Raw genomic sequence first — 19,290 nt, forward strand, 5'->3', positions numbered from 1 at the left:
GCTCGCCGAAGAGGGCCCCGACGAGACGCTTCTGTGATCGCAGTACCGATCTTAGAGCGAGGGTCCGGCCCGGGAAATGGCCCGGGCCGAAGCCGAATGGGTGAGCGGCGGGCCGCCCGACCTTACTGGATGACCCGGCTTTCGCCGACTTCGGCGGCCGAGGGATCAAGGCCGTACTTCTTCAGCGCCTCGGCAATCGCGCCGTCCTTGCGATAGGTCTCGATCGACGCATTCACCGCATCCACGAAGGCCGTGTTGGACTTGTCGAGCAGGAACGAGGTCTGCGAGGGGTTGAGCGTGGCGCTGATGCGGGGATCCTGCTTCAGGACCTTCACCTTGAAATCCTTGCCCTCGTTCTGGACCACCGCCGAGCCGAAGCCGTCCAGTGCCACGTCGATGCGCTTGGCTTGGAGATCCTGCGCGAGGTTCAGCGAAGACGGATAGGTCTGCGAACCCTCGAAGAGCTTTTCCATGTCAGACACCCAGAGGTAGCCCTCGACCGTGCCGACCTTCTTGCCCATGATGGCGTCGACCGTGTCGAGACCCTCGGCGGACGCCACCGACAGCTGGTCGAGATAGACGGGGGTGGAGAGCGCCACGACCTTCTCGCGCGCCGCCGTCCGGTAGAAGCCGCCGAGCGCGATGTCGGCGCGGCGCGTCTGCACCGCCGAGACGGCGCCCGGATAGGTGAAGATCTCGTAGGTCGTCTCCAGGCAGTTCTCCTTGGCGAACTGCTGCACCAGCTCGCCGTCGATGCCGGCGATCGCCCCGTCCTTCTCCAGCGAATAAGGGGCGGTGTTGGTCAGCGCCACCGTAAGCTTGCCGGACTCGACGGTCTCGAACTGGTGCTTCGGCGTGCAATCCTGCGCCGCCGCGGTCCCCACGCCGAGGCCGATCACGACCGCCAGCCCTGCCACTCCTTGCGACCACTGCTTCATGCTGTCCTCCTTTGTCGTGTGGACGGGTTGTTGCTGCTGATCAGCCGAGGTGGCTGCTCATCCTACGTTCGGTGTACGAGACCAGCCATCCGAACGGGATGGTGACGGCGAGATACAGAAGGCCCGCCAGGATCAGCACATCGAGGTAGAGGTAGGTTGCGGCTCCGACGCGATAGGCACGCGCCAGAAGTTCGGGAATGGCGATGGTGAAGGTCAGCGCCGTCGCCTGGAAGATCAGGATGGCAAAGCCCATCAGCGCGGGCACCGCGAACAGGATACCCTGCGGTATGACCACGAAGCGCATGATGTCGGGATAGGTCATGCCCAGCGCGAAGCCGGCCTCGACCTCCCGCTTGGGCACCGCGTTCAGGCCGGCACGCAGGATTTCGCTGGTATAGGCGCCGGTGGTCAGGCCAAGCGCGATCGCTCCGGAGGCGAAGGCCGAGACGGTCAGCCCGCTCGCGGGCAGGCCGTAATAGACCATCTGCAGCACCACCAGGGCCGGTGCGCCGCGGCCGATCTCCACGGCCACGATCGCCGCGCGCCGCAGCCAGGTCGTCTTGCTGGCGGAGAGCAGCGCCAGGAGCAGCCCCAGCGGCAGGCCGATGAGAAGCGCAAGGCCAGTCAATTGCAGGCTGACGAGAAGGCCCTGGACGAGCTGCGGCAGCCAGTCGATCCAGTTGGAAAGCGTCTCGGACATCACGCCTGGCTCCGTGTCCGCAGCCGCTCGTCCATCCGCCGGGAGAGCACCGCGACGGGAATGGTGAGAAGGATGTAAAGGAGTGCCGCCAGGATGAAGGGCGTGAAGCTGCCGCCACCGGACTGCGCCTTCTGCGAGGCATACATCATGACGTCGCGCACCCCGATGGTGGAGGCCACCGTGGTGTCCTTCAGCAGGCTGACCAGGAAGGTCGCCATGGCCGGGACCGAGACACGCAGAACCTGCGGCGCGAGGATGTAGCGAAGGGAGTCGAGGCGCGACATGCCGAGCGCCTTGGCGGCTTCTCCCTGTCCGCCCGGAAGTGCCAGGAAGCCACCGCGGTAGATCTCGGCGAGATAGGCGGCCGAGACCAGGCCCATGGCAATAACCGCCGCCTGCAGCGAGGTGAGCACGAGAATCCCGCTGCCGAGGCCGAAGAAGATCACGAAGAGCCAGACGATCGGCGGAATGCCGCGCACCACGGCGATGTAGAACCGAGCCGGATACTGGAGGAGGCGCAGATGCGAGCGCCGCATCAGCACGAGCGGCACGCCCGCTAAGGCGCCGAGCAGAAAGGCCCCGCCGGTGACGATGAGCGTCGCCGGAACTCCTCTGAGCAAGGACAGGCCGAGCTCGATCATCGGCGATCCACGACGGCGCGGAAGAAGCGCTGCGTCCTTGGCGAAGACGGATTGCGGATCACCGCCTCCGGCGTGCCCTCCTCGATGATGGCGCCGTCGGCCATGACGATGACGCGGTCGGCGACATCGGCAGCGAAGGCGATCTCGTGGGTGACGATGATCATCGTCATACCGTCCTCGGCGAGTTCACGCATGACCGCCAGCACTTCCAGGCCGAGCTCGGGGTCGAGCGCGGAGGTCGGCTCGTCGAACAGCATCACCTTCGGATCGAGGGCGAGGGCACGGGCGATCGCGATGCGCTGCTGCTGGCCGCCGGAGAGCCGTGCCGGATAGGACTGCGCCTTGTCGGCGAGGTGGACGCGCTCCAGCAGCTGTGCGGTGCGGGCGTCGGCGTCCTTGCGGGAGCGGCCGAGCACCCGCATCTGCGGCAGCGAGATGTTGCGCTCCACCGTCATGTGCGGGAACAGGTTGAAGGACTGGAAGACCATGCCGGTCGAGCGGCGCAGCTTCAGGAGATCCTGCGCGGTGAGACGGTGATCGACGGAGAAGGTGAAGTCGCCGACCTGCAGCGTGCCGGACGAGGGCTGCTCCAGCATGTTGATGGCGCGCAGGAGCGTGCTCTTGCCCGCGCCGCTCGGCCCGACAATGGCGACGACCTCGCCGCGGCGGATGTCGAGGCAAGCGTCCTTGACGGCATGGTAGCGGCCGTAGCGGACATTGATGTCCTTGATGCGGACGATGGTGTCGGCCTCCGCCGCAGCGCGCTGCGACCCCTGTGGTGCCAGGGCTCCTGCGGTAGCGGGAGAGGGCTGGCCTTCGTCCGTCAGGCTGTGACCCGGCTTTGTCATGCGTGACCACCGGAAGCGATGTTGCGGTCCGGCGTCGGCGCAAGGATCTCGGCTCCAGGAATGGACACCGGAGCGCCCTTCAGCACCCAGTCGGCCGCCAGCATCCCGATCACCGGGGCGAGCTGGATGCCGTAGCCGCCGGCACCCGCTGCGGTGACGAGGGTTGGCTCGGACGGGTCGATAGGGCCGACGAATGGCCGGTGATCGGCCGTCACGGGGTAGAGACCAGCCCAGCCGCGCCCGAGCCGGGCACCCGGAAGCTCCGGCACGCGCTCGAGCAGGAGCTCGGCCAGCATTACCTTGGAGGCTTCTTCGCACTGGTCGTTGTAGGCGTCGGGATCCTCCGGTGCGAGCGAGTCGACCTTGTGGATCTCCGTGATCAGCTCTGTCCTGGACTCGTGGCGGAAGTTCAGCCCGGTGCCCTCGCCATTCACCAGGTCCATCACCATCGGCATGGTGTAGCCAAGCGGCTCGTCGAGATGGATGAGCATGGCTTCGTGCCGCTCGGGCCGCACATGCAGCGTCTGTCCGAACATTCGCGCTATGGCGGGCGCCCAGGCGCCGGCCGCGTTGATCACGACGTCGCACTCGATCGCGCCCTTGTCCGTCTGCAGGACATAGCCGCCATCGCGCCGCGCCACATCCAGGAGGCGGCGGAACTGGTGCACCGTGCCGCCCGCGGCGCGGACGCGCTCGGCCAGGAAGGTGCACATCTCGTGCGGGTCGAGGAAGCCGTCATCGGGGCCGAACAGGCCGCCCTCCAGACCGTCGGTGCTCATATGCGGAACCAGCTGCTGCAACTCGCTCGCGCCGTAGACGCGCGAGCGCAGGCCGGCCTCCTCCTGGATGCGCACCGACCGGGCGAAGAGCTCCATCTGCTCGGCAGTTCTGGCGAGGCGCAGATAGCCGATATGGTTGAAGCCGAGGCCGAGCGCCTCCCACTGGCGCAGGAGCCGCAGCGAGTGGACTCGCAGCAGGATCTCGAACGGGTCGGTCAGTTGGCTGCCGACGACACCGACGGAACGGCCGCTGGAGCCCGAGGCAATGGACTGGGCGTCGAGGACGGTGACCGTCGCGCCCTCAGCTGTCAGCGCCGCCGCCGAGCAGATGCCGAGGGTTCCGGCACCGATGATGACCACGTGTGGTTGAGCTGCCATTGTCGTCTTCTTGCCTGCTGTCGTGTTGCGGCGCGTGCGGTGGGATCTGCCGAGGCGGTCCGTCAGGACTGCACGGCGACCTCGCCGAGCGTGTCATCGATCGCCGTCAGGATTTCGTGGGCGTCGCCTTCCGTCATGGGCGTCGAGAGGGCGAACAGGCCGTAGCTCGCCGACAGGACACCGCGGTCGAGCAGCCCCTTGTGAAGGACGTCCAGCTTCCGCCGTTCGCCCGCGCCCGGATAAACCGAGCGGTAGTCAGTGACGGGATGGCTGGTGAAGTGGATCTTGAAGAGCGAGCCGAGACCGACGCAGGAGCCGGGCAGGCCGTGCTTGCGCAGCGCCGCCTCCGTGCCTTCGCGGATGAGGGCTCCCAGCCGGTCAAGATGGACAAAGCTCTCCGGCGTCAGCGCGCGCATGGCCGCGAGCCCGGCGCGCATCGTCACCGGATTGGCGGTGAAGGTGCCGCCATGGGGCAGCGCCGGCTTGCCGCGTGTGGGGTCGAACACCGCCATGACGTCGGCCCGCCCGCCGACCGCGCCGACGGGAAAGCCGCCGCCGATGATCTTGCCGAGGGCCGTCAGATCCGGCCGGACATCCCACAGGCCTTGCGCGCCGGAATAGCCCAGGCGGAAGGAGATGACCTCGTCGAAGATCACCAGGGCGCCGGCGGCGTGGGCGATCGAGAGCATCGCCTCGAGATAATCCTTGCGCGCCGGGATGAGGCCAGCGCGGTTCGGCATCGGGTCAATCAGTACGGCGGCGATCGTCTCGCCCTGTGCGCCGAAGACCGCGCGCAGAGCCTCGATGTCGTTGAAGGGCACCACGGCGACGTCGGCCAGCACGCCGTCCGGCGTTCCGCGGGCATAGGCGGTCGAGTTCGGCAGGTCGCCCCAGTTGGCGGGCGAGCTGTCGAGGCTCACTTCGGCGAAATCGTAGGAGCCGTGATAGGCGCCTTCGATCTTCACGATCTTGGGCCGGCCAGTGAATGCCCGGGCAGCCTTGATGGCCATCATGACGCCTTCGGTGCCGGAATTGGCAAAGCGTATCTGCTCCACCGACGGCAGCCGCTCGACCAGAAGCTCGGCCAGTTCGATCTCGCTTAAGGTGGGTGCGCCGAAGGCGGTCCCGTCCGGCAGCTGCTCGATCACCGCCGCCGTCACGGCGGGATGATTGTAGCCGTGGATCATCGCCGTGAAGTTGTTGATGCAGTCGAAGAAGACGTTGCCGTCCACGTCCCACATCCGGCAGCCGTCGCCGCGCTCGGCGTAGATCGGAAACGGATCGATGAAGACCGTCGTGCGGGTGTTGCCGCCGGGCATGACCTTCCGGGCCCGCTCGAAGAGCTGCCGGGATGCAGGCATGGCGTCTGGATAATGATGCATGGTGTCGCAGACCCGGTGAGAACGGGATGAATGGAGCGTCAGGCGGTTGGCCGATTGCTCACTTCGTCATGATCGTGTGGCTCTGCTCGCGCAGATATTGGGGCAGGAACCAGGGGCCGAGGCCGCCCTTGCCGCTGACGCCGGTGCCCTTCCAGCCGCAGAAGGGCTGGGCGCCCGGCCAGGCGCCGGTGGTCGCGCCACTGGCCCGGTTGGCGTAGAGAACGCCCGCCTGCGCATGGTCGAGGAAGTACTGCAGTTCCGCTTGGTCTTGCGTGAAGATGCCGGCGGACAGGCCGTAGGGAACGTCGTTGCCTTCGGCGATGGCCGCCTCCAGACCATCGACGCCGCGGACCACCACGAAGGGCATGAACAGCTCCTCGCGCGTCAGCCGTCCCGGCGCATCGAGCTCCACCACCGTCGGCAGGACGTAGTTGTTGTCGAAGCCCTGCCCGAGCGTGTCGCCTCCGGTCAGCACCTTGCCGTCGCGCCTGGCGTCGGAGACGGCGGCCTCGTAGCGCGCAACGGTCGCCTGGCCGTAGACGGGTCCCATGAAGGTTTCGGCCTTGCGCGGATCCCCCACAACGAGGCTGGACGAGAAGGCCAGCAGCTTCTCGACGAAGGCGTCCTTGACCGCGTTGTCGACATAGACGACGGAGCAGGCGGAGCACTTCTGCCCCTGGAGCCCGAAGGCGGAGCGGCCGACGCCCTGCGCCGCGCGATCGAGATCAGCGTTGCGCGTGACATAGGCAGGATTCTTGCCGCCCATCTCGGCAATCACCGGCTTCATGTGCGGCAGCGTCGCCATGTGGCGGAAGATGCTCATCCCGGTCTTGTGCGAGCCGGTGAAGGCGACGCCATCGACGCCCTCGTGCCGGGTAAGGCGCTCTCCAACGTCGCCGCCGCCGAGAACGATGTTGAAGACGCCGGCGGGCAGCCCTGCCTCCTCAAGCGTCTCGGCGATGAGCAGGCCGGTCAGTGCGCAGGCGGGCGAGGGCTTGTAGACCACCGCATTGCCGGTCAGGAGCGCGCCCGACACCATGCCGATCGACAGGGCGAGCGGGAAATTGAAGGGTGCGATCACGGCGAAGACGCCGTAGGGCTTCATGACGCTGCGGGCCGTCTCGTTGGCCACCAGCTCGTTCATCGGCCGCGTGTAGCCGTTGTTGGCCTTCAGCTCGGAGGCATAATATTCGACCATGTCGAGGCATTCCTCCGCCTCGCCGATCGCCTCCATGCGTGACTTGCCGATCTCGTAAAGCGCAGCGAGTCCGAGCTCGTACTTGCGCTCTGCAAGCACCTCCCTCCAGCGCTGGGCAAAGGCGAGCCGTTCCTCCAGCGAGGACACGTTCCACGTCTTCGCCCCCCGACGTGCCGCAGCAACGGCCTCGTCCACATCGGCGGGTGTCGAGACGGGGAACTGCCCCAGCGACAGCCCAGCCGCAATCGGGCTCTCGATGCTCTCCGCCTGGCCGGTCGCGAATGGGCTCGACCAGCTCTGGCCAAGAATGTCCGCCTCGAAGCGCGGCAGCCGTTCGTCCAGATGGGCGTGGACGGGAGAGAAGTCGACACCGATGTTCGAGTAGGTAACGCGGGGGAGCTGAGACATGTTGTATCCGTTTATCGGGACTTGGTCCGATAATCAGGATTTCGCCGCCTTCGTCAATCGGGTGTTCCGAAAATTGGTTACGTGTCCGATTTCCGGTATTAATCTCCTTGCTTCGTCGGTAAGGGCTGTGCATGGGATGGAGATGCTCTGACCATTTCCGTCGCCGAAGGCTGCTCGACGATCAGCGAGCGAGTGTGAAAGAGATCATGTGTCAGCCATCGGAATGTCTCTGCGCGGCGCGCATAACGCGCCGGCAGACAGGTCTGGCGGTGCGAGGCGGACGGCGACGCGTTTCAGACGAGCCAGCGGGTGAATGACGTGACTTCGAAGGACAGCCCGCTCGAGCGGTATATTTCGATTCTCGAGACCATCGCTCCCTTCTCGGACGGACTGACGGCCGCCGAGCTGGAAGCGGCGTTGAACCTGCCGCGCACGAGCATCAACCGACTGCTTCACGTTTTGCTGGACAGCGGCATGGTCAATGCCGACAGCGTGCGCAACCGCACGTTTCGTCTTGGCAACCGGCTGCTGCGGATCCTGCAGATGTCGCCTGACAGCGAGTGGCTGGCGACGCTGGCGCAGCGGCCGCTCCAGGATCTCGCCGAAGAGACCGGCCAATCGGCCTTCATCTCCAAATTCGACGGGACGGAGGTCCGCTCCGTCACCTGCGTTGCACCCGACACGCCTGTGCGCACCTATGTGATGCCCGGCATGGCGATGCCGATTAACGCCACGGCATCGGCCAAGGCGATCCTGGCGTTCCACCCGGACAGCGAGGTCGACAAGCTCCTGATCAGCGAGCTGCAGAGCTTCACGGACAAGACGAAGACGCAGGTCGTCGATCTGAAACGGGAACTCGCGAGCGTGCGCGAGCGCGGTTATGCCACCGATCTGGCGGAGCATGTGGCCGGACTCGGCTCGATCGCATTTCCCGTACGTACGGCCCGTGGCGCGGTTGCCTTTGCGGTCGGTCTAACGGGGCCCTATGGTCAGATCATCGACCACAACTTCGACGCGCATTGCCAAGCGCTCCGATCAGCGGCCAGGCAGTTGGGCAAGCTGGTCGATCTGCGCACGCCGAGCGAGGAGAGGCCTCTCAGCCCCGATCAGGACGAACCCGGGTCGGCTGCGTCGAAGCTGTAGCTGGGAGGCGATGTTACCGGGCAGAAGTCTGGTTGCTGGCCTGAGTTCCCGCCAGCGATGCCGGCGCTGCCGAGGCGCTGTTTCGATATTCGCTCGGGCCCATGCCGTTCCAGCGCTTGAACGAGCTCCTGAAATTGGCGGCATCGGAAAAGCCCAAGAGACTGGCGATGTCCTCGACCGTGAAGGTCCTTGCTTCGAGATATTTGCGTGCCAGCGTGTTGCGCACCTCGTCGAGGATTGCCGAATAGGTGCGCTGCTCGGCTCTGAGTTTGCGGCGCAGGGTCCGGCTGGTCATCGACAGCTTGGCGGCGACCTCGTCCATCGACGGAAACGGCACTGGCGTTTCCATGACAACCCGGAAGACGCGGCCGGAGATCCCTTCGAGCGTGCGCAGATCCTCCAGCATCCGCGCGCAGCTTTCGCGCAGCGTGATGTGGCTGATCGGGTTCATCATCGGCGGCCGCTCGTCGATGATCGACATGTCGTAGACGAGCCTTGTCGCGGGCATCGAGAACTCGACCGGACATTCGAAGAGCTGCTCCAGAAGCTCGGAGCGGCCTGCGGCTCGGACCGCCACTTCCACCTTGATCGGCTTACGATCCGAGCGGGTGATGTCGCGAACATGCGTGACGTGCTGCGCAAGTTGCTGGAAGAGCAGGAACCGGTGGACCCGCGGCTCGTACCGGACCAGGTGCTCGTCGGGGAATTTCCAGACGAACTTGTCGTCCTCGAGGTCGAAGGCGATCTCGAACAATGGGGTGGCGAGGCGGTGATAGCGTACGGCGAACTCGAAGCTCGCGCGAACGGACGGACCGCAAAGCAGTGCGAAGCCATACAGGCCATAGGCCGAAAGATGTAAGGATTGGCCGACCTGCAGGGGTAGCGCCGGATCATCGCACAGGCGGACGACGTTTTCGCAGGCGGTCAGATAATGCTCGATCGATGTGGCGGCGCTCTCTTGCTCCAGGCTTCCTTCCGAGAAGGGCAGCCGATGCAGCACCTGCGCCGGCGTCAGGCCAAAACCCTTGGCGCAGTTCAGCAACGCATAGAGTTTGTAGGGGGCGTACATGACGTGCTCCCGATCTAACGGGCGATCCGGTCGCGCCGCAATGTCCTCTAATAACTCCCCCTTTGTCCTCTTGGAACCTTCTCATGACCTCCAGGCCTAGCATGCTGGCGGAGACGTGTGGAGGCGTCTTTCGGGAGGAGAGAAACGATGGGAGCGGGATCAATCCGCAGTCTCGTGGCGGGCGCAGCATTGCTGGCGCCGCTCGGCGTCGGTGCCGCATCGGCGGCCGACGGGGAACCCTACAAGATATTCCTGAGCATGAGCTATGTCGGCAACGACTGGCAGGCCGAGGCCCAGAATATGGTCTCTGCGATGGCGCGCGCGCATCCGGACACGGTGGATCTGCAGATCCAAGTCGCCGGACCCGTCGCCCAGAAGCAGATCCAGCAGATCAACGCCATGGTCCAGGCCGGCGCCAAGGCGATCATCGTCTATCCGATCTCGCCGACCGCGCTGAACCCGGCGATCAAGAACGCTTGCAACAAGGGCGTCGTTGTCTTCGCCTATGACAGCTCCGTCACCGAGCCCTGCGCCTACAACGTCGTCACCGACCAGGTGGCGCTCGCCACGCAGAGCGCCGAGTGGGTGGCCGAGCAGATGGGCCACAAGGGCAATCTGATCTTCATGACCGGCGTTCCCGGAACGTCGGTCGACACCGACCGCAACGCGGCCGCGCGCAAGGTCTTTGCCCGCTATCCCGACATCAAGATCGTCGCTGAGCCGAATGGCATGTGGTCGCAGGCGGTGGCCCGAAAGGCGCTGACGGAGGTTCTCGCGACGACCAACTGGGACTCGATCGACGGCGTGTGGGGGGCCACGGCCTGCGTGCAGTCCTGGTCGCTTCAGGTCGAGGCCGGCGACAAGGATCTCGTGCCCTGCGGCGCCGAGGGCACCAACGGCATGCGTGTCATGATGCTGCCGGAGGGATCGATCGAGGGCGCTTCGGGCACCTATGCGCCGATGGGTGCGCCTGGCATCTCGCTTGAAAGCCATCCGGGCGCGGGAGCCGTGGCCCTCAAGCTGGCGCTCGACGTCCTGGCCGGGAAGACGGTCGCGAAGACGACCCTCATGCCGCTCGAGGCCGTCACATCGAGCACGGCGAAATTGTGCAAGGAGGGCACGTTCGACGAGCTGAAAGCCGGCTGCAATACGTTCGATCCGGCCTTGGTGCCGTCCGGCTGGTTTGCCAACATCGCCAATCCCGACACGCCGGAAATCGGCTTCCAGGCCGCCCTCGTGGGTCAGCCCGAGTAATCCGAGGAGCGCCAGCGGGCGGCCGGCCTGCATGGCCAGCCGCTCGATCCTTCATCTGCGCGAGTCAAGCATGTCGGATGCCCTTCGCCTCACGGGCGTGTCCAAATCCTACGGACCCACGGTCGCCTTGTCGGACACGTCGCTGTGCATTGCCGAGGGCTCGGTCCAGGCGCTTCTCGGCGAGAACGGCGCCGGCAAGTCGACGCTGGTCAAGATCCTCAGCGGTCTGGTGAAGCCGGACCGCGGTTCGATCACGCTGTTCGGACGAAGTGTCGAACTCGCCGGACGGGCGGCTTCGAGCGCCGCCGGCATCGAGACGGCTTTTCAGGAAGTTCCGCTGGTCCCCGACCTCAGCGTCACCGACAATCTGCTGATGCCCGACCTGCCGCTCCGGCTGGGCATGTTCGTGAACCGGAGAGCCGCGGCCGAGCGCGTTCGGGCGTTGCAGGCCGATCTCGAGATCGCCGATATCGATCCGCGTGCCCTGATCAGCGAACTCAACCTGTCGCAACGGCAAAAGGTCGAGATTGCAAGGGCCATCGCGCGGCGCCCGCGCCTTCTCATTCTGGATGAACCGACGGCAGCCCTGTCGCGCGCCGACGTCGACTGGCTGGCGCGCCGCATCGCCACCCTGAGGGCCGAGGGGACGACGATCATCCTGGTGACCCATCGCATGAGCGAGGTGCACGATCTGTGCTCGGCGATGTCCATCCTGCGCAATGGCACCCATGTCGGGAGCTTCCGGGTGGGAGAGATCTCCGACGAGGAGGTCTTCCGCCACATCATGGGGCGCTCCGTCGAAGTCAGTTTCCCGCCGCGGCCTGCGCCGAAGGCCGATCCCAGCGCGACGCCTCTCCTCGAAGCGGTGAGCATTTCCGCCGGGCGCAAGATGCGCGGCCTCTCCATGACGCTGAACGGAGGCGAGATCGTCGGTGTCGCCAGCCTTCAGGGAATGGGGCAGCTCGATCTCTTCAACGCACTCTTCGCAGCCGAACGGCTGCGCGCCGGCAAGATCCTGGTCGATGGCAAAGAAGCGCATCTGGGCGCGCCGGCCGACGCGATCGCCGCCGGCATTGCGCTCGTCCCGGAGGACCGCAAAATCCAGGGGCTGGCGCTCAACCGCTCGGGCACCGAAAATGCGACGCTGCCGATCGTCAGCGATTTTGCCGCATTCGGGATGCTGCGCCCCGAACGCGAACGGCGCGCGGTCGATCGTGCCTTCGCGTCCGTCAGCCTGCATCCCCGCGCCCTCTACCAGACCCCGGCGGAATTCAGCGGCGGCAACCAGCAAAAGATCGTCCTCGCCAAATGGCTGATGACGCAGTGTCGCTGTCTCCTGGTGTTCGACCCGACGCGCGGCGTCGACATCGGCACCAAGCATGAAATCTACGCGCTGCTTCGCGGCTTTGCGGAAGCGGGCGGCGGCATCCTCTTCCACTCCACCGAGATCTCCGAGCTGATCGGGCTCTGCGACCGGATTCTGACGATCTACGAGGGCCGGATCGTGGGCAACGTCTCACATGCGGACGCGACCGAGGACGGCATCGGGGCGCTGATGATGGGCGCGTCGTCGCGTTATGACGAGGCGGTCATCGCATGACGGCCACGACCACCACCGCGTCACCCGATCTTGCCCGTTCCCTGGCACGCAATCAGGGCCTGCTGGTCGCCTTCACGACACTCGCGGCCGTGTTTGTCCTCCTGCAGGCCAATCTTGCCGACGGCTTCAGCTACTATGACGTCAGCAGCACCTTCGCGAGCACGGCGACCCTCGCCATTGCGGCGATCGGAGCGACGATCGTGGTCATCTCACGCGGGCTGGACCTCTCGGTCGGGTCCGTCATCTCACTGACGAATTGCCTGATCGCCGTGAACATGGACGACAGTCCGGGCTCGATGGTCCTCTGGGCCTTGCTCGGCATCGGCGCCGGAGCCCTCGTCGGCCTCTTCAACGGCATCTTCGTCGCGCTTTTGCGGCTGCCTTCGATCATCGTCACCCTGGCGAGCATGTTCATCGTCGAGGGAATCACCCTGATGATCCTCGATCAGCCTGGCGGAATGGTGCCAGCAGGCTTTTCCAGCTTCTTCCTGTCCGATGCGATCGCGAATGTGCTCCCGATGCCGGCCGTGCTCGTCGCTGTGGTTCTCTTCGGCTGGTTCGCGTTGAAGGCGACGCCGTTCGGCACCAGCCTCTATGCGATCGGCAGCAGCGAGGAAGCGGCGCTTGCCAGGGGTGTGCGCGTCGATACGACCCGGCTCGGCGCCTATGTGATCGCAGGGGCCCTCTACGGCGTGGCGGGCATGTTCCTGACCGCGCAGACGGGATCGGGTGACCCGACCGTCGGCCCGCCGATGCTGCTGCCGGTCTTTGTCGCGGTGGTGCTGGGCGGAACGCCGTTTACCGGCGGGCGCGGCGGCTGCCTCGGCGCGGTGTTCGGCGCGCTGACGCTCATGCTCATCGTGAACCTTTTGCTGGTCTTCAACGTCCCGACCTTCTACGCGACCGTGGTTGAAGGCTGCCTCCTGATCCTCGCCGTCCTCGCCGGTTCGCGCCAGCGGATCACCGAGGCCGCGGCGGGGTTTCGTCTCCGGCTCAGGCGCCGGGCCCATTCCGCCGGACCTCGTCTTCGCCGCCAGTATGCCGATCTGCCCCTGCCGCGTGCCGACGACACCTTGCCGGCGAGCGCAGTCCGGCGCTGGATGAAGCGCAATCGGGCGACCTTGCGCAGCAGCCTGCCGGCCTATGTCAGCCTTCTGGTGGTGCTGGTCGCGACGCTGACGCTCTTCGAAGGCCGGCTGTCGGGTGCAAGCTACTTCAATTCGCTGTTCGTGCTGACGGCCTTCCTCGCTGTTCTGGCGCTTGGCCAGGGCAGCGTTGTCATCGGCGGCGGGCTCGACCTTTCCGTTCCCGCGATGATCACCTTTGCAGGCGTCATGCTGGGCGAATGGACGATCGGCGGTCTGGGCGGGTTCGCGCCGATCGCGGTGGTGGTCGTGGCCGCCGCGATCGGCGCCCTCAGCGGGTTCGGCATCGGCGTGATCGGCATGCATCCGCTCATCATGACGCTCGCCGTCAACGGCATTCTCGAAGGCGTGACGCTGGTCGCGACGGGCGGCACGCCGCGCGGCGCGGCTCCCGGCTGGATCAGCTGGCTGATGACCGGAAAGATCGCGGGCCTTACGCCCGTGATCGCGATCCTGCTGATCTTCGTCCTGGCGGCCAGTCTGCTGCTGGCCCGAACGTCCTTTGCGCGAAGGCTCTATGCCGTCGGCAGCAATCCGGTGATGGCCTATTTCTCCGGCGTCTCCGTCGCCCGGACCCAGATCGCGGCCTATGCGCTCAGCGCTGCCTGCGCGGCGCTCGTCGGCATCATGCTGACCGGGTTCAGCGGGCAGGCCTTCATCGACATGGGAACGCCGTATCTACTGCCCTCCATCGCTGTCGTCGTTATCGGCGGGACGGCCATGACCGGCGGGCGCGGCACTTTTCTCGGCATGTTCGGCGGCGCGCTGCTCATGACGGCGCTGTCGATGGCGCTGCAGGGCGTGCTGGTTCCGATCGCGGTGCGCAACGTGATCTTCGGCGCCGTCATCCTCGGCGCCGTCATCGGACTGCGCGAGACGTGATTTTTCGGGAGCGAAGGGAGGCCACCATGCTCAAGCAAGTCCGGCGGATCGTCACGCAGAACGACGAGAACGGCAAATCCGAGGTGATGATCGACGGCATCGCCGAGCATGTCATCACGGTGCTGACGGAACTCTGGGTCACTGAACCCGGGCCTCACGATCACAAGTCGCCGGTCGACATGGCGCGCCGGTCCGTCGGCGTCCTGCCGCCGAAGGGCGGAACGGTCTTCCGGTTCTTCCAGATCGCGCCTGACAGCCAGAACGATCATCTCACCTGGGAGGAGCGTCAGAAGGAAGCGCGGGACTGGTTCACCGCGATGAATGGCGGCCACATCCAGCCGGACACGTCGCGCCATGAATCGATGCATGTGACGGACACGACCGATTACATCATGCTGCTGTCAGGCGAGATCACCCTGGTTCTCGACAAGGAAGAGCGGGATCTGAAGCCGTTCGACGTCGTCATCCAGCGGGGAACGAACCACGCATGGGTCAACCGCGGAACCGAGGATGCGCTTCTGATGGCGGTGCTCGTGGATGCGAGCGGGACATGAGCGGGGCCGAGGAGCCGGACGAGGTCGAGGTCAGAACCGTCGCGATCGTCGGGACCGGGATCATCGGCGCGAGCTGGGCCTGTCTCATCCTGGCGCACGGCCTGGATGTGATCGCCAGCGATATCCGCGATGGCGCCGAGGCACGATTGCGAGACACGATCGAACGGCTCTGGCCGTCGCTCCCGGATGCTCTGCTCGACAGAGGCAAGCGGGGCGCACTGCATTTCACGACCGACCCGGCGGAGGCCTGCCGCAACGCTGATTTCGTCCAGGAGAACGCTGCCGAACGGCTGGAGCTCAAAGTCGACCTGATCCGCCGGATCGATGCGGCGGCGGGGCCGGATGTCGTCATCGCGTCGAGTTCCTCGGCCCTGTCCGTCACCGACATGCAAAGCGCCTGCGGGCGGCCGCAGCGCGTAGTCCTCGGACATCCGTTCAACCCGCCACACCTCGTTCCGCTGGTCGAGGTGGTCGGTGGCGAGAAAACCGAGGAGGCCTATCTTGCGAAGGCCGAGCGCTTCTACAGGCAAATCGGCAAAGCGCCGGTCCGGCTGCAGAAGGAGATCTACGGTCACATCGCGAACCGGATGCAGGCGGCCATCTTCCGCGAGGCCATTCACCTGCTCGACAGCGGTGTCGCCTCGGCGGAGGATATCGATCGCGCCATCAGCGAAGGACCGGGCACGCGTTGGGCGCTCATGGGGCCGCTTCTGACCTATCGGCTTGCAGGCGGCGACAAGGGGATGCGAGGGTTCTGGGACATGTTCGCGCCGATGCAGGAAAAGCTGTGGAACAACCTCGGCACGCCTCGGCCCGACGCGATGCTGCAGAGCCGGGTCACCGACGCGGTCGAACGCGCCTACGCCCATCGCCACATCCGTGATCTTGCGAAAGAGCGCGACACCCGCCTCCGGGCCGTCCTCGCCGCGAAAGCCTCTGCCAGGAAAGATCAGCCGTAATGTGTGCCAAGAAAGTCATCATCAGCTGCGCGATCACCGGCGGCATCCACACGCCGTCCATGTCGCCGCATCTTCCCTTCACACCGGACGCGATCGCGACGTCCGCAACCGAGGCGGCGCAGGCTGGAGCCGCGATCCTGCATCTTCACGCGCGCGATCCGCAGACGGGTGCGCCGGCGGCGGACCCAGACGTCTATGCCCAGTTCCTGCCGAAGATCCACGAGGCCTGCGACGCAGTCATCAACCTGACGACCGGCGGGGGCCTTCAGATGACTCTCGACGAGCGCCTGAGGGGACCGCTGCGCTTCAAGCCCGAAATGTGCTCGCTCAACATGGGATCGATGAACTTCGCGATCCATCCCCTGGCCGAGAGAGGGATCGACTGGCAGCATGATTGGGAGCAGGTCTATCTCAGGGGCACCAAGCGCGGTGTTTTCCGCAACACATTCGAGGACATCGAGGGCATCGTCGAAACGCTCGGCAAGGAGCACGGCACCCGTTTCGAGCACGAATGCTACGATGTCGGCCACCTCTACAATCTGGCTCACTTGCTGGACCGCAAGGTCATCGAGCCGCCGTTCCTGGTCCAGACGATCTTCGGCATCCTCGGCGGCATCGGCGCCGAATGGCAGAACCTGTTCTTCATGAAGGAGACGGCCGACCGGCTCTTCGGCGACGCCTATGAATGGTCGGTGCTGGCGGCAGGCCGGCATCAGATGCCGTTCGCAGCCCATGCTGCCGCGCGCCAGGGGCACGTACGCGTCGGCCTCGAAGACAGTCTCTACATTTCGCGCGGCGTTCTGGCCGAATCCAATGCCCAGCAGGTGACCAAGATCCGCGCCATCATCGAAGATCTCGATCTGGAGATCGCAACGCCGGACGACGCCCGGCAGATGCTCGCCTTGAAGGGAAAGGACCGCGTCGCTCTGTGACCTCCTAGAGCCTTTCACGGTCAGCTGGAAGCGTTCTGCCCGGCCCATCGATCATCCCGCGCCGGTGGCGCGGGATGATCGATGGGTTCTCCTGGCTGCCGTTTGCCAGAGGCAAACAGGCGGGCCGGGTTTCCGCTGGCGGGCGCCCGGTGCGTCGAGCCCCTTGGCCGATGCACCAGCATCGACCGGCACGTCTCTCCTGCCGGAACGCCTCGCCAGCGGAGAAACAGAACCGCTTCCATCTGACCCTGAAAGGCTCTGGCGAGAAAACGAGTGGTCGGGGCTCGTCACGGGGTCGAGATGATCCTGTCGAGCTTGAGAGCCACATGCAGCTCGAGTGCGGATATCGGATCGTCCCAGCCGCCGGTGACCTCTCGAAGGGTCTCGAGGCGCCGGCGCACCGTATTGACGTGGATATCCAGCTCTTCGGCGGCGCGGGCGCTGTTGAACTGGCAGTCGAAGAAGCACAAGAGCGTCGCCTTCAACTGAGCCCTGTCGCGGGGATCGCGCGTGGTGATCGGCATCAGGGTGTTGCGGACGAACTCCTGGATGCGGCGGGGGTCGCTGGTCTCGAACAGCCGCGCGAACAGATTGACGTCGCCCTCCTCGATGAAGCGGTGGAAGGGCGCGATCTTCTCCATCGTGCGCAAGGCGTTGCCGAGCCTGGAATAATGGCCCGGGCTTTCCGCAAGATCGCCATAGGGCTTCGAAACGAGACCGCCGATCTGCACGCAGTCCGTCCGCCGGCTCAGCGTTTCCACCAGCCTGTCGACCTGCCCCACCGGCCCGATGGCGAGATAGGCGCCGTCGATGAGATCGAGCAGGATGTTGAGGCGCTCGCCGGCTTTCCGGATCCGGGCGGTCTGCTCCTCCCGTTCCATACCGGACAGGACGACGAGGGCGAGCCGCACCGGCTGCTGCATGCCGAGGCCGAGGCGGTCACGCGCCGAAGCGAGCGTGGAAGCGTCCGTCGGCGAGACCAAGACAAGATGTCGAAGCAGGGTGGACGAGGCGACCAGACGCTCCGTCTCCCGCCGTTCGGTCCACAATTGCGCGATCGACAAGGCGACGGCGCTGCGTTCGAGATTGCGCAGATGGATCTCGTCGATGCGGCCGGTGTGACAGACGATCAGGCAGTCGCCGCGCAGGTCACCACCGTGAAGGGCAAGAACGAGGCAGCGCTCGCTCCCGTCTTCGCGCAGAAGCACGGAACGGCCGTTCTGGCGTGAACGCACCAAGGCGGACAGTATCTCCGCCCGATCCAGCCGGCCCTGCCGCAGCTCTTCGCTGAACGATCCGTCATATGTGTCCGCCGTCACCTCGTGGCGGATGGTCAAGGCACTGTCCAGATACTGGATCGATCCGCCGATATGACCGGCCATACGGCGCATGAAGGTCGACAGGTCGGCCCCTTGTGCCAGAAGCGACATCATCTCGTCATGCGTCTGTGCGGAGTCCTCGACACGTTTGACGTGGCGTTCGAGGGCGCTGCGATTGCGCTCGGTCTCCTCAAGCGCTTCGGACAGGCGTTCAAAGGTCCGGGCGTTGCGCATTGCCATGCCCGCATGCTGGGCGAATGAGCCGAGCACCGATATCTCGCGCCCGGAATACTGCCGGCTGTAGCGATCCGCTACGAACAGAAGTCCCTGCACCGTGTCGCCGGAAAATGCGGGAAGACCCGCCAGCGACTCGATGTTCTCGATCCTGAACTGACGATCGAGAGCCGGTGAATGGGTGAACCGGTCGTCGGACAGATAGTGCGACGTGGTGAAGAAGGTCTTCGTATTCATGATCACGCTGACTGCGCCGCGATCGAATTGCGACGTCATCATCGCCGTGCCGGGCGACAGGTGACCTTCCGCGGCAAGGTTGCGGAAAATGCCTGCCTGTTCGTCGCGGATGGTCAGCCAGGCGATGTCGGCGCTGACGAGACTGCGAGCGCGGCTGACGATCTTGCGCAGGAGATCCTGCAGCGACAGCGTACTCGTCAGGTCATGGGCCGTCTCGATCAGGAGGTTGAGCCCGCGATCTGCGAGGGCGGATTCACGTGCATATCGCACCTGTGCGGCCAGTTGACCGAGCAGTCGTTCCGCCGCCAGCGGATCGTCCGAGTGTTCCCCTTCGCTCCTCAGCCTCGCCAGCAACGCGTTCGTCTCGGCGTCGGCAGCGCCGCTGGCGAGGCGTTGCAGGAGATCAGCGGTGATCGACAGCATCCCGGCAGGTTGCATGGCATCTCCTCGCATCCAGCCACTGACCCGGACGAGCCTTGCTCACGCGGCTCCGTGGTGGCTCCAGCACCTATATCGAGCCTCCGGCTGTAGCAATCACACATATCCACTCAGGATTGCACGTGGCACGATCAATCATCGTCAAGAAGCGGACCGGCTGCTTGCCGACCGCGGTGGGAGAACCTCGACCAGAACTGCCACGGCGGCGGTCGCTCGCGCGCTTAGTGGGTAGCGAGCCGATCGCTAGGGGGG

16 protein-coding genes are annotated in these 19,290 nt (G+C 65.5%); 7 read left to right on the forward strand and 9 right to left on the reverse strand.

Annotated elements, in window-relative coordinates:
- Positions 1–122: 122 nt before the first annotated feature.
- The 7 genes from C0R46_RS15175 to C0R46_RS15205 form a co-directional block, all read right to left on the reverse strand.
- Positions 123–938, reverse strand: coding sequence for a substrate-binding periplasmic protein (locus C0R46_RS15175; RefSeq protein ID WP_102960506.1), 816 nt, complete (start codon positions 936–938; stop codon positions 123–125).
- 40 nt (positions 939–978) lie between these two features.
- Entirely contained in the window at positions 979–1,638 is a 660-nt protein-coding gene (locus tag C0R46_RS15180) for an amino acid ABC transporter permease (protein ID WP_102960507.1), read from the reverse strand.
- Positions 1,638–2,279: an amino acid ABC transporter permease gene (locus tag C0R46_RS15185; protein WP_102960508.1), complete on the reverse strand. Its 642-nt coding sequence runs from the start codon at positions 2,277–2,279 to the stop codon at positions 1,638–1,640. The genes C0R46_RS15180 and C0R46_RS15185 overlap by 1 nt, the downstream gene beginning before the upstream one ends.
- The gene (locus tag C0R46_RS15190) at positions 2,276–3,127 is read right to left on the reverse strand and encodes an amino acid ABC transporter ATP-binding protein (RefSeq protein WP_102960509.1); all 852 of its coding nucleotides are present in this window, start codon (positions 3,125–3,127) and stop codon (positions 2,276–2,278) included. The genes C0R46_RS15185 and C0R46_RS15190 overlap by 4 nt, the downstream gene beginning before the upstream one ends.
- Positions 3,124–4,284 carry an NAD(P)/FAD-dependent oxidoreductase gene (locus C0R46_RS15195; protein WP_102960510.1) on the reverse strand — a complete coding sequence of 387 codons (1,161 nt, stop codon included), beginning with the start codon at positions 4,282–4,284 and terminating at the stop codon, positions 3,124–3,126. The genes C0R46_RS15190 and C0R46_RS15195 overlap by 4 nt, the downstream gene beginning before the upstream one ends.
- Positions 4,285–4,346: 62 nt before the next feature.
- Complete coding sequence (locus tag C0R46_RS15200) at positions 4,347–5,645, reverse strand: aspartate aminotransferase family protein (protein ID WP_245413605.1); 1,299 nt, start codon at positions 5,643–5,645, stop codon at positions 4,347–4,349.
- Between the two features lie 79 nt (positions 5,646–5,724).
- On the reverse strand, positions 5,725–7,272 hold the full coding sequence (locus C0R46_RS15205) for an aldehyde dehydrogenase family protein (RefSeq protein WP_102960512.1): 1,548 nt from the start codon (positions 7,270–7,272) through the stop codon (positions 5,725–5,727).
- A 309-nt stretch (positions 7,273–7,581) separates the two neighbouring features.
- On the opposite strand from C0R46_RS15205, the gene C0R46_RS15210 reads away from it, so the two are divergent.
- Entirely contained in the window at positions 7,582–8,415 is an 834-nt protein-coding gene (locus C0R46_RS15210; protein WP_102960513.1) for an IclR family transcriptional regulator, read from the forward strand.
- A gap of 13 nt (positions 8,416–8,428) precedes the next feature.
- Here C0R46_RS15210 and C0R46_RS15215 read toward each other — a convergent pair whose 3' ends face one another.
- Positions 8,429–9,484, reverse strand: a complete 1,056-nt coding sequence (locus C0R46_RS15215; RefSeq protein ID WP_102960514.1) for an AraC family transcriptional regulator — start codon at positions 9,482–9,484, stop codon at positions 8,429–8,431.
- 147 nt (positions 9,485–9,631) lie between these two features.
- Between C0R46_RS15215 and C0R46_RS15220 the strand changes: the two genes are divergently transcribed.
- From C0R46_RS15220 to kce, 6 genes are all read left to right on the forward strand, one after another.
- The gene (locus C0R46_RS15220) at positions 9,632–10,738 is read left to right on the forward strand and encodes a sugar ABC transporter substrate-binding protein (RefSeq protein WP_102960515.1); all 1,107 of its coding nucleotides are present in this window, start codon (positions 9,632–9,634) and stop codon (positions 10,736–10,738) included.
- A gap of 70 nt (positions 10,739–10,808) precedes the next feature.
- Positions 10,809–12,338, forward strand: a complete 1,530-nt coding sequence (locus C0R46_RS15225; RefSeq protein WP_198598355.1) for a sugar ABC transporter ATP-binding protein — start codon at positions 10,809–10,811, stop codon at positions 12,336–12,338.
- The gene (locus tag C0R46_RS15230) at positions 12,335–14,365 is read left to right on the forward strand and encodes an ABC transporter permease (protein ID WP_102960517.1); all 2,031 of its coding nucleotides are present in this window, start codon (positions 12,335–12,337) and stop codon (positions 14,363–14,365) included. The genes C0R46_RS15225 and C0R46_RS15230 overlap by 4 nt, the downstream gene beginning before the upstream one ends.
- Before the next feature lie 26 nt (positions 14,366–14,391).
- Entirely contained in the window at positions 14,392–14,919 is a 528-nt protein-coding gene (locus C0R46_RS15235) for a cupin domain-containing protein (RefSeq protein ID WP_102960518.1), read from the forward strand.
- Positions 14,916–15,878: a 3-hydroxyacyl-CoA dehydrogenase NAD-binding domain-containing protein gene (locus tag C0R46_RS15240; protein ID WP_102960519.1), complete on the forward strand. Its 963-nt coding sequence runs from the start codon at positions 14,916–14,918 to the stop codon at positions 15,876–15,878. Before C0R46_RS15235 ends, C0R46_RS15240 begins: the two co-directional genes overlap by 4 nt.
- On the forward strand, positions 15,878–16,810 hold the full coding sequence (kce, locus tag C0R46_RS15245; protein ID WP_102960520.1) for a 3,5-dioxohexanoate:acetyl-CoA acetone transferase: 933 nt from the start codon (positions 15,878–15,880) through the stop codon (positions 16,808–16,810). The genes C0R46_RS15240 and kce overlap by 1 nt, the downstream gene beginning before the upstream one ends.
- A 287-nt stretch (positions 16,811–17,097) precedes the next feature.
- On the opposite strand, the gene C0R46_RS15250 is transcribed toward kce, so the two are convergent.
- On the reverse strand, positions 17,098–19,038 hold the full coding sequence (locus C0R46_RS15250) for a helix-turn-helix domain-containing protein (RefSeq protein ID WP_198598356.1): 1,941 nt from the start codon (positions 19,036–19,038) through the stop codon (positions 17,098–17,100).
- Positions 19,039–19,290: the final 252 nt, after the last annotated feature.

It is taken from the genome of Mangrovicella endophytica, from assembly GCF_002893625.1.
GTDB classification, from domain to species: domain Bacteria; phylum Pseudomonadota; class Alphaproteobacteria; order Rhizobiales; family Rhizobiaceae; genus Mangrovicella; species Mangrovicella endophytica.